The organism is Peptidiphaga sp., assembly GCF_057238965.1.
Genome location: NZ_DBHHEV010000010.1, coordinates 20,613 through 34,405, shown reverse-complemented (window position 1 = coordinate 34,405; position 13,793 = coordinate 20,613). Strand labels below are relative to the sequence as shown.

Here is a 13,793-nt window from a genome sequence, read left to right as displayed (position 1 = left end):
GCCGCGCCTCGTGGAGTAACATACTCATTTGTGCGTGTTGGGCACATTGCCCGCTCGCGACAGGACCACGTGCCGCGCGAGGCGGCCATTAAGAGAGAGGAGCGGTGCACATGGCAGTTCCCAAGCGCAAGATGTCCCGCAGCAACACTCGCTCTCGCCGTTCCCAGTGGAAGGCTGAGCTCACCGAGCTTCAGTCCGTCCGCGTGCGGGGCCGTGAGGTGCGCATTCCCCGTAGGCTCGCCCGGGCTTACAAGGACGGTCTGCTGTCGGAGGACTGACGCGGAAGAACTTAGGAAGAAGGCTCGCTTCGGCGGGCCTTCTTTCATGCGCTGCGGGCACTCGGATTTTTGGTTTCTTCGACTGTTTCGGTGATTTTCATTCCGCGTCGCGTGGGAAAACGATAGGGTTGCGTTGTCAAAGCGGCGAAAGGGATTCGAGCAATGGTTGAATTGACGCACGTTACTCGTTTTGCACGATTGATGGCGACATCCGTGAGGAAATCGGTGAGTCGAGGCGGTTTCCCCGAACGAGGCGAGCTCGCAGGAGAAGTCCGAGACGCGCATTTGCCCGACAAGGCGCCCGAAAGCCTTGAGGATTTCTTGAAACCCGGCGCGGACGAAGCCGAGAATGCGCGAGACGAGCGCGAAGGGCTGCGAGGCGAAAAGGCCTACGCCACGCCGAGCCAGCTGCGCGCGATGTGTTTCGCGCCCTCGGTCGAGGCGCTCAGCGCGCCTGAAATTCCCGTTCCCCTAGCCGGACTCGTCGTGGCCGAATCCTCGTGGACGCTTGCGGCGCCGATTCTCCTCGGCGGCGAGGCGGAGGTCGGCGCCTCCGTCTCCTCCATTCGCCGCAGCGAGCGGGGAACCGAGGTGACGGTCCGAGGGCTCGTCTACGCCGACGGCGAGCTGGTCTACGCCGAAGAGACCCTTTACATCGCGAAAAAACTTACCGGAGAGCCGCGCGAGTGGGGCGAACGGCTGCCTTTTGGAGGCTTCGACCTGAGGCGCCAGCGCGGAGTCGACTCCATGGGCCGCCTCGACGTCGGCAATCGGCCCGCCGTCGCGGAGCGGGAATTCACAGTGGCGGATTCCCGGCTGTGGGCGCGCTACACGGGCGACGTCAACCCGATCCACATGTCGAGCGCCGCGGCGAAGGTTTTCGGCTTCCGTCGCGCGATTCTCCACGGAGCGGCGGTCGAGGCGTGGGCGACGGACCGTCTGGGCTTGGACGGGTCGGCGCGATGCTGGGGCCAAGCGAAGTTCCGCGCGCCCGCGCTCCTCCCCGCGCGCTTGGAGCTGATCGACATGGGGCGCGCCTCCTCCGATTCGCGCGATTTCGCTGTTCTCGACGGCAAAAGCGGCCGCGACCTCGTCCATCTGTCATACGGCGGCGTCGGCCTGGAAGGGTACCGCAAGGGGGGCGATCGCCCGTCCGGCCGGATCGTTCTGCCTCGGCAAAACGGGCGCGCGAGTTCGAGCGTCCTCGCCCGGGGAATGGCGCTGGCCGCGGCCAGCGCCGATCCGCGCCTGGCCGAGAGGGTAAAAGGAGCCGAACCGTGGCGCGAAGGCTATCGCGCCACGATGACGGACCTCAGCAGGGTTGACGCCCCTTCTCGCGGGAGCGAGGCGGCCCGAGCCGGCCTCGCCTGGCTGACGAAGAGCCTGCATTTCGCCGACGGGCGCCGCATAGGCGAAGCCCGCGCCGTCGAAGTCCGCGGCGGCTCCTGGAAGGTGAGCGGGAACCGAGAGCCTCGCCGCGAGCTGTCTCTGGAGCTCGACGGACGCGACTACAGGGGGCGGAGTCTCCTGGCCCTGCTGGATGAATGGCGCCGCCGAGGATTCATACGTCGCGGCACACGCGACGCTCTGGCCGAGGTCATCGACGATCCGGGGATCCTCGACCTCGAGGGATGGACGTTCGCGTGCCTCGGAGCGTCCGCCGCGCTTTCGCCCGCGCCTTCGCTTCTGGCGTGGGGCGCCGACGTCGCCGCGCCCGTCCGCGCGGGCCAGGAGAAGAACTCGGCGCTCATCGACGCGGCGAGGTCCGGGGCGGGAACCCTCATTCTTCCGCCCGTCCCGCTCGACGTCGCACGCGAACCGGAGGCCGTCGCGGGATGGATCGCCGCTCTGGACGGGCGCATCGCGATAGTAGACACCCTGTACGCCCCCGGGGCGAAGTTCCTCTTGGCGGAGGCCGGCGCCGACGTCGTCGAAAGCCTCGTCACGCATGCCCGCCCCGACACCGCGCTCGCCTGGTACGGAAGCCCCACGGACGCCTACGTGCTGTCGGAGCCTCCGAAGGCGCATTTTGGACGGGGCCCGGCCGCCTCGGCGCTGGCGGCCTACGCGAAGGCACGGGGCCTCGGCCCCTCGCGCGTCGACGGCGTCTATCCCGGATACATCGCGGTTCAAGGCCCCAATTACGCCGCCGCGAAGCGGATCGGCAGGTGGCGGGCAACCGTCGAACGCGAAGCTGGCCGGACGGTCTCCTACAACGTCGGCCCGCTGTCGATGACCCGCTCCGTCCTCGTCTCGCGGCCTTTGCGGGCGGCATACGGCGGCCTTCGACGCCTGGGAATAGAACCCCTGCCCGCCGCCGCCTCGGCCGAGCTCATGGCTGCGCTCCTCGCCTGGGACCTCAAGAATCCGCGAGCCGCCGCCGAATCAGAGTCATTTCTCACGGACAAGGCGATCGACTGCGGCCTGTTCTCCTGCCCCTATGAGCCAAATGGCCTCATGGCCTTCGCCGTCGCGCTCGGCGCGGACAAAGCGCTCAAACGGGCTTGGGCGCCGAAGCGGGGTTAGGCGGTCGGCGGGCGGCAGATGCCCGCCGACCTCGCTCACACGGCCGCGGCCTGGGCCAGCTCTCTCCTGATGGCGCTCACCGACGTGGCACGCCGCCTCTTGACGCCCACAACCGAGAGTCCGAAGGCCGCCGCGGCCCACACGCCGAGGACGATCGCCGCGGCCGAGGCGGATGAAGGTCCGCCTGTGATCAGCCCGTGAAGGGCCGAAGCCGCCCCCGGCAGAGGCGTCGACCCATTGACCGCGCCGAAGAACCCGGTGTGGCTCGCGGAGGGGAGGACGACATCGAGGCTGAGGATTTGCACCGCCAAAAAGGTCAATGAGGCGATCACCCCGCCGCGGCGGGCGAAGACGGCCATGAGCGCGTCGTTGACGATCGTGAAGGCGACCGACGCAAACAGCATCATGGCGAAGGCCCCGGGTTTGTCGGCGACGTCGACGTCCCACGCCCACATCGCCGCCGCCGTCGCGACGCATTGGCCAAGGGACATGATCAGGGACGGCTTCAGCGACTCCCACGCCAGCCGGAGCGGCGTGGCCGCCTCGAATATGCGGCCGCGCTTCATCTTGCCCAGGGCGAGCACGGACATGAGCGACCCGATCCACAGGGCCGCGGCGATAGCCCCGGGGGCGAGGGAGGTGGTCGTTGAAACGTCGCCGCCGGACGAGGCGACTCCGACGGGGCTGGAAAGGGCACGGGCGTGAGCCGCAGGGTTCGGATCGGCGGGGATGCGCGAATAAGCGTCGCTCAGACCGCTGCGCAGAGAATTCGCCCCCTTGTTCAACTCCTGCGCGCCGCCGCTCAGCTGGGCGGCGCCCTGGCCGAGCTGATCGGCTCCGCCGGCGGCCGCGACGGCGTTCTTGTTGACGGCAGATGCGCCCGCGGCGATTTTGCCCGCTCCATGGTTCAAAGTCGAAGAATTGCCGGAAAGGGCCGCCAGGCCTCCGGCCAGATTCTTGTTCCCCTCGGCAACCTGGTTTGCGCCCGCGACGAGGCTGTTCCCGTTGGCGCCGGCCAGGTTCGTGCCCATCGCCCCCGCGACTTGGTCGAGGCCCTGTGAAACCGACTGCGCCCCCTGCGCGAGCTGACTGACCGAAGCCTTGAGCCCGTTGAGCTGCTGGATCATTCCGAGGGAGCCGGAGCCTCCCGTCCCGATGCGCGAGGAAACCGAAGCGGCGGCCTGCTTGACCTGGAGGGTCGCCTGCTCGGCGGCGGCGCACGCCTGGGCGTTCCCTGCGCCGCACGCCCTGATGAGGGCGACCGTTCGATCGGCCCCGGACGAAACGGATCCCATCGTCGAAGTAAGCTGGGTCAGATTCCCTTCGATTTGCGTCAGCGAGGACAAATCGATGTTCTGCACGAAGGAATTGAGCCTTTGGAGCCCGCCAGAGACCTGCGCCGCGCCGCCGACGAGGCTCCGCGGGCCGTTTCCGGCGATCGCCGCATACATCTGGTTCACGCCGGCCGTGTACCGGGAGACGTTCGCGCTCAGGCTCTGAGAGCCGGCGGAAAGCTGCTGGGCGCCCGCGGCGGCCTGGTCGACCTTCGAGGTGTAGGTCGAAACGCCGCCGGCGAGGTTTGAGGCGCCCGACGACAATTCGCCGGCTCCTCCCTGAAGCGTGTGGAGGCCGGAGGCGAGCTTTCCCGTGCCGTCGGCGAGCTCCTGGCTGCCTTGGGCGGCGTTGTGCTGCCCGTCGGCGAGCTTTTTTGCGCTGTCGGCCGCCTTGCCTATTCCGGATTTCATCGTGTTGGTCGCCTTGAGGCTCCCGTCGATGTAGGCGACAGTCAAGTTCGTGCCCAGGTCCTTCGCCGCGGCCTCCGTGACCGCCGTCGAAACGCGCCTCGTCACCGGGTTGTTGCCCGAGGATTCGATCGAGACCCGGGGGACGCCCGTGCGCCCCTTCTCAAGGACCGCCGCGGCCTGCCGCGAGAAGCCCTTGGGTATCGTGACCACGGCTTCGTATTTTCCGTTTTTCAGGCCGTCCCGCGCGGTCTCCGGGCTGACGACGTCCCAGGCGATGCGGCGCGCCTGGGAGGACTCCGACGCCGCGCCCTTCGTGAGGCTCGCGATCATTTGCCGTCCCGCAGGCAGGGTTTTGCCCGAGCTCAGCTTGGCGGGCTCGTCGAGGTTGACGACGGCGGCCTTGGCGGGATTGTCGCCGTCGACGGTCGAGGACGTGCTCGCCAAGGCGAGGAGGCCGATGATCGCCGGGAGGACGAGAACGAGGCTGAAGAACAGGGAGCGTGCTTTTTTCACGGTTTTCTCCTTATCGGATCGCAGCGCCGACGCGGTTAGACCGAGAGGCGTCCACGCGGTGTGAGGGAGGGAGGATCGTAGCCTGCGCGGAAACGCAAAGATCGGGAGGGACGGTCATGGACGCAGGCCCCGTTGCCAGGACGGTCCGCCCCTGGTCGAGCAGCTGGCGGACGCGCCCCCAGCGGCGTTTGCCCGGATCGTCGACCGTCACGACCGAGGCTCTGGCCGAGACTGGGCCGTCCCAGCTGCGCAGGGCGGTGGTCATGCCCTGGACTTGCGAGCGCCCGTCGGGCAGCGTGTGGGGGCCGATCACCGCGATTCCCGCGTCCGGCAGCAGCCTTCCCTCGACGACGGCGGAGAGCGCCCGCCGCGCCACGGCGTCCTCGCCCCTGACGACGGCCAGCTGGCCTGGCCCCACGGCGAGGCTGAGGGAGTCGACGAGCGGCTCATCTCCGTCCAGAATGGCGAGCCCTTCGAGGCGCACGGCGCTCTCGCCGTGGTCGGCGACCCACGCTTCGTGTTCGAGAGAGCGGGCGAGCCCTTCGCCTTCGACGTCGACCGCCGGAAGGGCGGCGTCCAGCCAGCGCGGGATCCACCACGCCTTCCTGCCCAAAAGCGCCATGATCGCGGGAATGAAGGTCATTCGGACGAGGAACGCGTCGGCGGCTATCCCCGCCGTCAGGGCGATGGCGATCGGTTTGATCTCGACGGAGCCGTGTGGGATAAACGCCGCGAACACCCCCGTCATGATGACAGCCGCGGCCGTCACCACTCTCGCCGATCCCACGAAGCCCTCCCGGGTGGCCAGGCCGGCGTCGCCCGTGCGGATCCACTCCTCGCGCATTCGCGAGACGAGGAACACCTGATAGTCCATCGCGAGCCCGAAGAGGATGCCGATGACCAGGATCGGCATGAAGGATATGACGGGGCCGGTTTTCGTGACGTTGAGGGCGTCCGCGAGCCACCCGTAGCCGTAGACGGCTCCGACGGCCCCCATGCCCGCGGCAAGGGAGAGAAGGAACCCGAGGGTCGCCGTCAGCGGCACGGCGATTGAGCGGAAGACGACCAGGAGGATGGCGAGCGACAGCCCCACGACGACGATCCCGAAAGGAAGGAGGGCCTGGCCGAGCTTGTCCGAAATGTCGATGGCGACCGCCGTCTTGCCCGTCACCATGACGTTGGAGATTCCGTACTGCTTCTCCCAGGAGGGCGCCAGGCCTCTGATCTCTTTGACGAGGTCGGCCGTGGCCTTGCTCTCCTGGCCGCCCGTCGGGACTATCTGGATGAAGGCGAGCGAACCGTCACGGTTGGGCGTGGCGAGGGCGACCCGCTCCACGCCGTCGAGCTTGCCGATCTTCTCGCTCAATGTCTTGACCAGGCCGACGGGATCCTGGCTCTGCACGATGTCGGCGAGCACCGCGATCGGCGCGTTGTAGCCCTCGCCGTAGGCCTTGGACACCGCGTCGTATGTGTCTCTTTCGACGGTTCCCCGGGCCGCCTGCCCGCTGTCGGGCAGAGCGGTGGCCAGATCCAACGCGGGAAGCGCCGCGACTCCCAGAGTCCCCAAGACTACGGCGACGGTTGCGGCCGGGCGCCGCGTGACGGCCCGCACCCACGCGCGGGCGATCCTGCCGCTGCGCCGCTCCTTGCGGGGCTTCGGCGAGAGCCGGCGGCCCAGAAGCCCGAGAAGCGCGGGGACGGCGGTCACCGCGACGAGGACGGCCACCGCGACCACCGCGGCCGAGGCCGCTCCCATGACCGCCAGGAATTGCAGGCCCGTGACGGCGAGGCCGCACAGCGCGACGATGACGGTCCCTCCCGCGAAGACCACGGCCGATCCCGCGGTGGCCGTCGCCCGGCCCGCCGCCGACCTGGGATCGATTCCTTCGGCCAGATACTCGCGCGCCCGCGACATGATGAACAGCGCGTAGTCGATGCCGACGGCCAGTCCAATCATGACGGCGAGCACCGGTGTGACGGAGCTGACCTCCACGAAGGACGCCGCGACGACGATTCCGAGCAGTCCGGCTCCCACCCCGATGATGGCGGAGACGATCGGCGATCCGGCTGCGAGCAGGGAGCCGAAGGTGACGAAAAGGACGATGGCGGCGATGATCACGCCGACGATTTCCGTTGCCGAAAGGGCGATTTCCGTTTTGTGTCCGACGGCGCCGCTGCGTTGGACGGTCAAGGAGGCGTCTGCGGCGCGCGCCTGGGCGACGAGCGAATTGAGCTTCTTTGAAATGGCCGCGGCCTTTGGCCCGACGTCGCCTTTGGCGTCCCCGGCGCTTTTGTCCGTCTGGACGGCCGCCAGCGCGTGTTTCCCGTCGGAGGAGACGCCGCCGGTCGCGGCGGCGAAGGGGTCCGAGACGTTCGTGACGCCGTCGATCTTCTTCGCCTCGTCCACGAAGGCTTTGATCGTCTCCTTGTGGGACTCGATCCCGTCGTCGGAGGAAAAGAGGACGGATTCGCTGACGCCGGAAGCCTGGGGCAGGCGCTCGGACAGGACGTCGACGCCCTTGATCGACTCCAATCCGTCGATTTTGTAGCTGCTGGAGAGGTTGATTCCCGTCTGCGCCACGACGACGCCGAGAAACGCAATGAGGAGCATCCAGGCGGCCAGAATGCGTTTGGCGTGGGCGGCGCAGAAATTCCCGAGCCGATAGAGCGAAGAAGACATAAGCGGTCCTGCAATCTCAATTCATTTATGTACTGAATGCGGTACAAAAGTGTACTGGAATCTCGGTCCGAGGGGTCGCCGTCGCTGTGTGAACGTGGACACGTCGCGCGCGGCGACTTTGGGCTCGCTAGTCTGTCCCGAACCGGCGCGAGGCGATAAGCTGGACAAAGGCAGGGCTTGGAAAGTTGAGCTTAGAGGGAAACGCTCGGAAGGGGATGTGCTCTTGTGCGCTGAAAGGCCGCTTCGCAAACGCGAGAATACGCGTGCGCGCCTCATTGAGGCAGCGACCTCCGTTTTCGTCGAGAAAGGATTTGCGGGCGCGAAGATCGATGACGTCGTCCGCGCCGCCGGCTTCACCCGAGGAGCCTTCTATTCGAATTACTCCTCGATGGAAGACCTGCTGGGAGAGGCGGTGCTCGCCCACGGGCGCCGCATACTGACCCGCTTTCGCGAGACCATCGATTCGTCTTGGGACCCTTCCGTCGACGGGCTCATGGAGGTCCTGGAAGCCATGCGCGCCGACGGGCGGACGATGTACATCCTCACCTCGGAGCTCAATCTCTACGCGATGCGCCACCCGAAGACGTACAGCAAGTTCGAGGACTATCACATCGGGTTGAACCGGGAAGTGTACAAGTTGGTCGAGAGCATTTTGGCCAAGATCGGCCGCGAGCCGACGACGGACATCGACAGGGTGTCGAGCGCGCTCGTCTCGGCGTTCCTCGACGGCGTCTCATACGACTTCATGCGCTGCACGGAATCTGAGGATTCGACGGTTCTGCACTCCCTCATCGAGGCTATCCTGTACGGCATGAGCAGGCCGATCGACGGGTCCTCCGAACCAATTTCGAAGGAGTGAATCCGACGAGGGCGACGGGTCAATCCACGGAGGCAGTGAGCCAATCCGATGTGAGCGATTGCCACAGCGCCGTATCCGAGGAGCGGGAGAGCCGGAAGCCGTGGACGGCGACTGCGGCCGTGAGCCCGGGCGCCTGCCCGACCACGAAGGCCTGCTCGACCACGAAGGCACCGCGGAAGGCGTCGGCGTAGAACTGGGCCGCCTCGGCGTCGTTGCACCAGACGGAGGGGAGACTGACTGATCCACGTGGGCACCGTATTGGTTGCGTCTGGTAGGTCAGCTCTCGCGCTTCGGGGTCTGTTCTCGCACCACGAAGGCTTATTCCGCGTTTGGCCGGCAAGCGGGCTGGCAAGCTGGATTGTTAAGGCGACAGAGCGGGCACGCCAGCGGGATCTAAATCGAAGGCGGCGAGGAAATGGAGCGAGTGACGGGAATCGAACCCGCGTAGCCTGCTTGGAAGGCAGGGGCTCTACCATTGAGCTACACTCGCGTGCTCAATGAGGATAGCAGGTTGCGCGGGGCAGTGCCACGCATGGAAGTGTGGCGTGCGTCGTGCCGCCGGGGCGGTCTTTTCGCGCGTGCGCGGGGCGTTGTTCGCGTCCGCCTCGTCGATCGAAAATTGCAGCGGCCTTTTCACGCATGCGCCGGGGCGCGCGGGTGCTGCCGCGTCGGCGCGCCTTCGGCTTCGCGCGCATGCGCGGCGGCTTCCGTTGCATTAAGATGGGGCGAGTCCGGCAGGGCGCCGGGGTATGGCGCAGTTGGTAGCGCGCCCGCTTTGGGAGCGGGAGGCCGTGGGTTCAAGTCCCGCTACCCCGACAGGCGGTTGGGCGACGGAGGTCGCCACTCATCCTCGTTCTTTTTAGGCGCACCTGTCTCCCCAAGATCCGCCGGGGCATGTTCGACGGCGGCTGATAGCATGCACGCATGGCCGTAGACGTCGAACCTTTTTCGCTTGTCGATCCGAGCGGATGGGAGGAGTTTGTTCGCTTCATGACGGCGAACGCATTTCCCTTCCACATGAACCCGTCGCCCACTCGCGAGGGCCTTGAGTCACGCAGGGAGGAAGGCGATTTCGACGGCCCAGATAATGCGGTTTTCGCCGCTCGGGTTCGGGGCGAGCTTATCGGCTTCGTCGTCGTCGAAGACCTTGAAAGCATCGCGCCGCTATTCGACATTCGCCTCGCGAACCAAGCGCGAGGAAAGGGGATGGGGACGGAGACGGTCCGGGAGCTCGTGCGCTATTTGTTCCAGAACTATCCGAACATCGTGCGCATCGAAGGGCAGACGCGTGAGGACAACGTGGCCATGCGCAAGGCTTTCCTCCGCAGCGGTTTCGTCAAGGAGGCGCACTATCGAAAGGCATGGCCGACGGCGGAAGGGCCGCTACGCGACGCCGTCGCCTACGGTTTGCTTCGTTCGGATTTTGAAACCGGTCAGACGACGCAGCTCGTGTGGGACGAGCCCTGACGCGCGGCTCCCGCGGGCCTCTGGATGCGCACGCCCTGTCGGCGGCGGGGCGTTTTTCTGATGATGGCAAATTCCGCTGTTTCACGGATGAGAATTTTGCCGGTGAGCCGAGCGGCGGCGGGTGGAACGCGAGCACAGTGAAGCTAGGGGCGGGCGGTGATCGCGATCTCCCGCCACGGCGGAGGTTCCCCCGGTGGTCGACGGTGCGCGTTGAAGACGGGTGACCGTGATCTCCCGCCCCGGCGGAGTTTCGCCTTCACCTCGCCCGACGGCGCGGTAATAAAAGTGCGGAGGCGCGGAACGTGACAACCGGGGTTTCGAGAGGCTCCCTGAGAAGATCGAGAGGCTTTCTGAGAAGATTCAGTCCTCCTCAGTCCTCCGATTTTCGGGAATCCTCTTCTTCTGTTGACGGCTGGTAGGAGGCATCGTGAAAAGGGGTCTCGGGCAGGGCCAGGGAATCGGGCCTCGTCAGGTCTTCCTCGGGCCGATCCGAATCGCCCTTGAAGTTGTAGCGGGCGTCCGCCTCGGCTTCCGCAACCGCTTGGGCTTCCGCCACGGCGATCGCCTGGGCCTCGGCCTGCACTTGATAAGCCTCCCACTCCTGAGGGAAGGTTTCGTTCAGATACTCGAAGAACTGTGTGCCGGTGGAGATCGCGCAGGCAATGTGCTGGCTGATTTGGGCGTCGGTGACCCCGTGTTCGTAGTCCACGGAATGCTCGGTCATGATGACCACTTCGTTGACATCGTTGGCCACCGCGTAAGTCTTGGGCCAAATCGTGTGGATGTTCCACTCGTTGCAGGCCTGAATGGCCTCTCCCAGGCGGTCCGTCGACAACGAGGCGTACCAGCGGCCTTGGACGCGCAGGTACTCGTCCGACTCGCCTCCGATGAGGAAGAAAAACCCGCCATGCTCCCAGCCTGCGGCCAGGTCGTTGTCCGAATCGTAGGCGTAGATGATCTTGTCGCGTTCCAGCGCGGCAACGATGCGTTCCTGGGAAAGAGGCGCGAGCGTCGCTGCGCCGTCGTTCTCGACGAAGGCCATGATGCTGTCTCCTTTAAGACGATGCTGAGTTCTACTCGACATCGTACGTCCGGGGGCCGCCCCGAGGCGAGTGCCGTCTCGCTCTTGCGGCTCCGGGCGTACGCTCTCGCAGCTTCGGTTGCTCGCTCTCGCAGCTTCGGTTGCTCGCTCTCGCAGCTGCGCGCGGCTCGCACTTGAAACGCAGGCAACCCGCGAAAATCCATCGTTGGGGAGCGGTTCCCATTTTCCTATTGTGAAAGATGGGGTGTGTTAGCGTGGAAAGCATAAAGAGCCGTTCTGCAAGAAGGCCAAGCCGTTGTCATCTCAGTAGCTGCCGCGAGGCTGTCACGCACTATGCCCCGCGCTTGCCGTCGATGAGGGCTTGGATCGAGACGGCTAGGGATCTAAAAGGAGATACAGTCATGCGTAAATCACGCTATATTGCGGCAATTATGGCGGTGTGTGCGAGCTTCACGCTCGTGTCATGCAGCAGTGATGCGTCCAACGAAAAGGCCGCGAAAACCAATCCACAGGTCGAGAAGGCCAAATCCGAAGCGGTCGACAATGCAGGGGGCGAGCCCGTCTCCTCGAACGCGAAACTCCCCGTCATCGCCTCGCGCAACGCCGGAGATGGCCTGCGAATCGATCTCAACGAGGTGACGACCTCCAGCGCGGCGACGACAGTCGTTTTCACGGCGGTCAACACCAAGAAATCCGGCGAGGAGCTAGACATTGGGGGACATTTCGACGACGGCACGTACCGGGTGCCGGTGAATGACAAGGGGCGTACCAAGGACGGGGGGTATCACCTGTGGCACACGACCGACGGTGTGAAACTCATCGAAGGGAAACACGCGAAGGTCTACCGCGCCGCCTACGACGCCTCAGGGGACTGCCTGTGCTCCACGAAGCTTAACAATGTCTCGGTCAAAGGCGGTGAGTCCGTCGTTCTCCAGACGATCTTCGCGGGGCTTCCGAAGGACGTGACGACCGTCGACGTGACGATCCCCGAGGCCGGAGTGTTCACGAAGGTCAAGGTGTCGCGATGAGCGTCCGGCGGCCGGCAACGTGCGGAGCCTTACTCGCGATCGGACTTGCCGTGGCGGGCTCATTCGGGGCCCGCGCCGCGGCCGACCCGAGCTCGGAATCCTCCGCGAGCCCGTCTGCGAGCGGCCCTAAACAAATTATCGTTCCCCTCGGAGGAAAGAGTTTCAAGAACATGGCGGCGCCGGTCCTCGGCGCGGATGAGCTGAACGCGCCGGTTCTCGATTACTACGCCCCGATCGGATCGGCCGACGGCGCGGAGACGACGGTCGAAGGCGAGGGAAAGACGACCACCACGCTCTCCTCCGACGTGAACTTCGAGGTCGATTCCGCGAACCTGACCCCGCGGGCGCGCGAGGTGCTCGACGGCCTCGTGTCCAAGTGGCGGAAGAAGAAGCCGAAGGAGATCTCGATCACCGGCCACACCGATTCCGTCGCCGACGACGACCACAACCAGAAGTTGTCCGAGGATCGCGCCAAGGCGGTGCGCAGCTACGTTGCGCCGAAAGTCTCCGGCGTCTCCATCGAGGTTGAGGGAAAGGGGGAGAAGGAGCCCGTCGCCTCCGAAACCAACGAGGACGGCTCTCCGAGCGAGGCCGGCAAAGCGGCGAATCGCCGCGTAGTCATCGTCTCCAAATGAAAGGGATATTTTAATCGAGCATCCCTCCCCTCGCAAAGGGGAGGGACATCCCTTCACAATGGACTCAAGAAGAGAGATCATTAAACCAAGGCGGTGGTGAGGGAGTCGAAGCACGCATCTCGACCCTCTTCCCAACGCCGTATATGTCCATACGACGAAGGAGAAACATCGATGAAGAAAAGGCACCTGACACTGGCCGCGACGCTGTGCGCGGCCTCCATGGTGTTCCCGGGCGGACCCGCCAACGCGAGCTCGCCCGCAGACGACGGCCATTCCGACGGGTCCGGCACGTGGGGGAGCCTGCTGGACACCCTTCCCGCAAGGGAAAACTTCGACGGCGCACGCACCTTCGAATGGGCAGGCCAGAAATGGTATGCACGCGACACTGGCTGGAAGCCCGGCGGTCCGATCAAGAGCGGCGAGTGGAACAAGGACCAGGCCCACGTCGAAGGCGGCAGCCTCTATCTGTCCGCGAGGTACAACAACAAAAGTAAGAAGATGGCGGGCTCCGAGGTCGTCAGTTCGCAGACGGTGGGCTATGGCGACTACCACTTCGCCTTCGAGACGGGAACCACCCAGTTCGACGAGCACGCCATTTTCGGAGCATTCACCTACGACTGGGACGAGCAGGCAAAGGAGGGATTCACCGAAATCGACCTGATCGAATCGTCGAGGTGGAGCGAGAAGGGCGCCAAGATCCACAACAAGTTCACTTACTATCAGGACAACGGCGGCCGCAAGCACAACATTGACGACCACGTTGTCGCTCAAGAGGGAATCTACAAGTTCCAGGTGGACGTCAAGTGGGAAAAGGGAAAGATCACCTGGAAGCTGTGGGACGGCAACCACAGCAGGCTCCTTCACAGCGGCAGCCTCACCGAGGGCGTGCCCGTGCCCACGAAGACCACGCGCATGCACATGAACGCCTGGTGCCACGGGCTCAAGGCTGAGAACGAAAAGTCTAAGGACTTCTCCGTCAAGGTCAGCGACTACAAGTACACGCCTGCTAAGTAGCTTCGC

11 protein-coding genes and 2 tRNA genes are annotated in these 13,793 nt (G+C 65.4%); 9 read left to right on the top strand and 4 right to left on the bottom strand.

Annotated features, from left to right (window positions below; all coding sequences use genetic code 11):
• The first annotated feature begins 110 nt into the window (after positions 1–110).
• Both rpmF and ACO48X_RS02615 read left to right on the top strand, forming a co-directional pair.
• On the top strand, positions 111–278 hold the full coding sequence (gene rpmF, locus ACO48X_RS02620; protein WP_009199956.1) for a 50S ribosomal protein L32: 168 nt from the start codon (positions 111–113) through the stop codon (positions 276–278).
• 225 nt (positions 279–503) lie between these two features.
• Positions 504–2,804 carry a MaoC/PaaZ C-terminal domain-containing protein gene (locus tag ACO48X_RS02615; protein WP_485000263.1) on the top strand — a complete coding sequence of 767 codons (2,301 nt, stop codon included), beginning with the start codon at positions 504–506 and terminating at the stop codon, positions 2,802–2,804.
• A gap of 35 nt (positions 2,805–2,839) precedes the next feature.
• On the opposite strand, the gene ACO48X_RS02610 is transcribed toward ACO48X_RS02615, so the two are convergent.
• Positions 2,840–5,062, bottom strand: coding sequence for a YhgE/Pip domain-containing protein (locus tag ACO48X_RS02610; RefSeq protein WP_485000261.1), 2,223 nt, complete (start codon positions 5,060–5,062; stop codon positions 2,840–2,842).
• Positions 5,063–5,072: 10 nt separating this feature from the next.
• A complete protein-coding gene (locus tag ACO48X_RS02605; protein ID WP_485000259.1) occupies positions 5,073–7,742 on the bottom strand; it encodes an MMPL family transporter in 2,670 nt (889 codons plus the stop codon).
• A gap of 217 nt (positions 7,743–7,959) precedes the next feature.
• On the opposite strand from ACO48X_RS02605, the gene ACO48X_RS02600 reads away from it, so the two are divergent.
• Both ACO48X_RS02600 and ACO48X_RS02595 read left to right on the top strand, forming a co-directional pair.
• A complete protein-coding gene (locus tag ACO48X_RS02600; protein ID WP_485000258.1) occupies positions 7,960–8,601 on the top strand; it encodes a TetR/AcrR family transcriptional regulator in 642 nt (213 codons plus the stop codon).
• A gap of 100 nt (positions 8,602–8,701) precedes the next feature.
• Positions 8,702–8,842 (top strand): hypothetical protein, encoded by a 141-nt coding sequence (locus ACO48X_RS02595; protein ID WP_485000256.1) that lies wholly within the window; start codon positions 8,702–8,704, stop codon positions 8,840–8,842.
• A 175-nt stretch (positions 8,843–9,017) separates the two neighbouring features.
• Here ACO48X_RS02595 and ACO48X_RS02590 read toward each other — a convergent pair.
• Positions 9,018–9,091: transfer RNA gene (locus tag ACO48X_RS02590), tRNA-Gly, on the bottom strand.
• Between the two features lie 253 nt (positions 9,092–9,344).
• Between ACO48X_RS02590 and ACO48X_RS02585 the strand changes: the two genes are divergently transcribed.
• Both ACO48X_RS02585 and ACO48X_RS02580 read left to right on the top strand, forming a co-directional pair.
• Positions 9,345–9,417: transfer RNA gene (locus ACO48X_RS02585), tRNA-Pro, on the top strand.
• A 108-nt stretch (positions 9,418–9,525) separates the two neighbouring features.
• Entirely contained in the window at positions 9,526–10,068 is a 543-nt protein-coding gene (locus ACO48X_RS02580) for a GNAT family N-acetyltransferase (protein WP_485000254.1), read from the top strand.
• 370 nt (positions 10,069–10,438) lie between these two features.
• Here ACO48X_RS02580 and ACO48X_RS02575 read toward each other — a convergent pair whose 3' ends face one another.
• Positions 10,439–11,110 (bottom strand): type III secretion system chaperone family protein, encoded by a 672-nt coding sequence (locus tag ACO48X_RS02575; RefSeq protein ID WP_485000252.1) that lies wholly within the window; start codon positions 11,108–11,110, stop codon positions 10,439–10,441.
• 401 nt (positions 11,111–11,511) lie between these two features.
• On the opposite strand from ACO48X_RS02575, the gene ACO48X_RS02570 reads away from it, so the two are divergent.
• The 3 genes from ACO48X_RS02570 (at position 11,512) to ACO48X_RS02560 (ending at position 13,787) form a co-directional block, all read left to right on the top strand.
• Positions 11,512–12,138 carry a hypothetical protein gene (locus ACO48X_RS02570; RefSeq protein WP_485000250.1) on the top strand — a complete coding sequence of 209 codons (627 nt, stop codon included), beginning with the start codon at positions 11,512–11,514 and terminating at the stop codon, positions 12,136–12,138.
• A 170-nt stretch (positions 12,139–12,308) separates the two neighbouring features.
• The gene (locus ACO48X_RS02565; protein ID WP_485000248.1) at positions 12,309–12,773 is read left to right on the top strand and encodes an OmpA family protein; all 465 of its coding nucleotides are present in this window, start codon (positions 12,309–12,311) and stop codon (positions 12,771–12,773) included.
• A 171-nt stretch (positions 12,774–12,944) separates the two neighbouring features.
• Positions 12,945–13,787 (top strand): LamG domain-containing protein, encoded by an 843-nt coding sequence (locus ACO48X_RS02560; protein WP_485000246.1) that lies wholly within the window; start codon positions 12,945–12,947, stop codon positions 13,785–13,787.
• Positions 13,788–13,793 lie beyond the last annotated feature (6 nt).

What these genes read in the sequence shown, in the direction of transcription:
- rpmF (WP_009199956.1), top strand. Translation starts at nt 111, where the DNA reads ATGGCAGTTCCCAAGCGCAAGATGTCCCGCAGCAACACTCGCTCTCGC.
- ACO48X_RS02605 (WP_485000259.1), bottom strand. Translation starts at nt 7,742, where the DNA reads ATGTCTTCTTCGCTCTATCGGCTCGGGAATTTCTGCGCCGCCCACGCC.
- ACO48X_RS02580 (WP_485000254.1), top strand. Translation starts at nt 9,526, where the DNA reads ATGGCCGTAGACGTCGAACCTTTTTCGCTTGTCGATCCGAGCGGATGG.
- ACO48X_RS02575 (WP_485000252.1), bottom strand. Translation starts at nt 11,110, where the DNA reads ATGGCCTTCGTCGAGAACGACGGCGCAGCGACGCTCGCGCCTCTTTCC.
- ACO48X_RS02570 (WP_485000250.1), top strand. Translation starts at nt 11,512, where the DNA reads ATGCGTAAATCACGCTATATTGCGGCAATTATGGCGGTGTGTGCGAGC.
- ACO48X_RS02565 (WP_485000248.1), top strand. Translation starts at nt 12,309, where the DNA reads ATGGCGGCGCCGGTCCTCGGCGCGGATGAGCTGAACGCGCCGGTTCTC.
- ACO48X_RS02560 (WP_485000246.1), top strand. Translation starts at nt 12,945, where the DNA reads ATGAAGAAAAGGCACCTGACACTGGCCGCGACGCTGTGCGCGGCCTCC.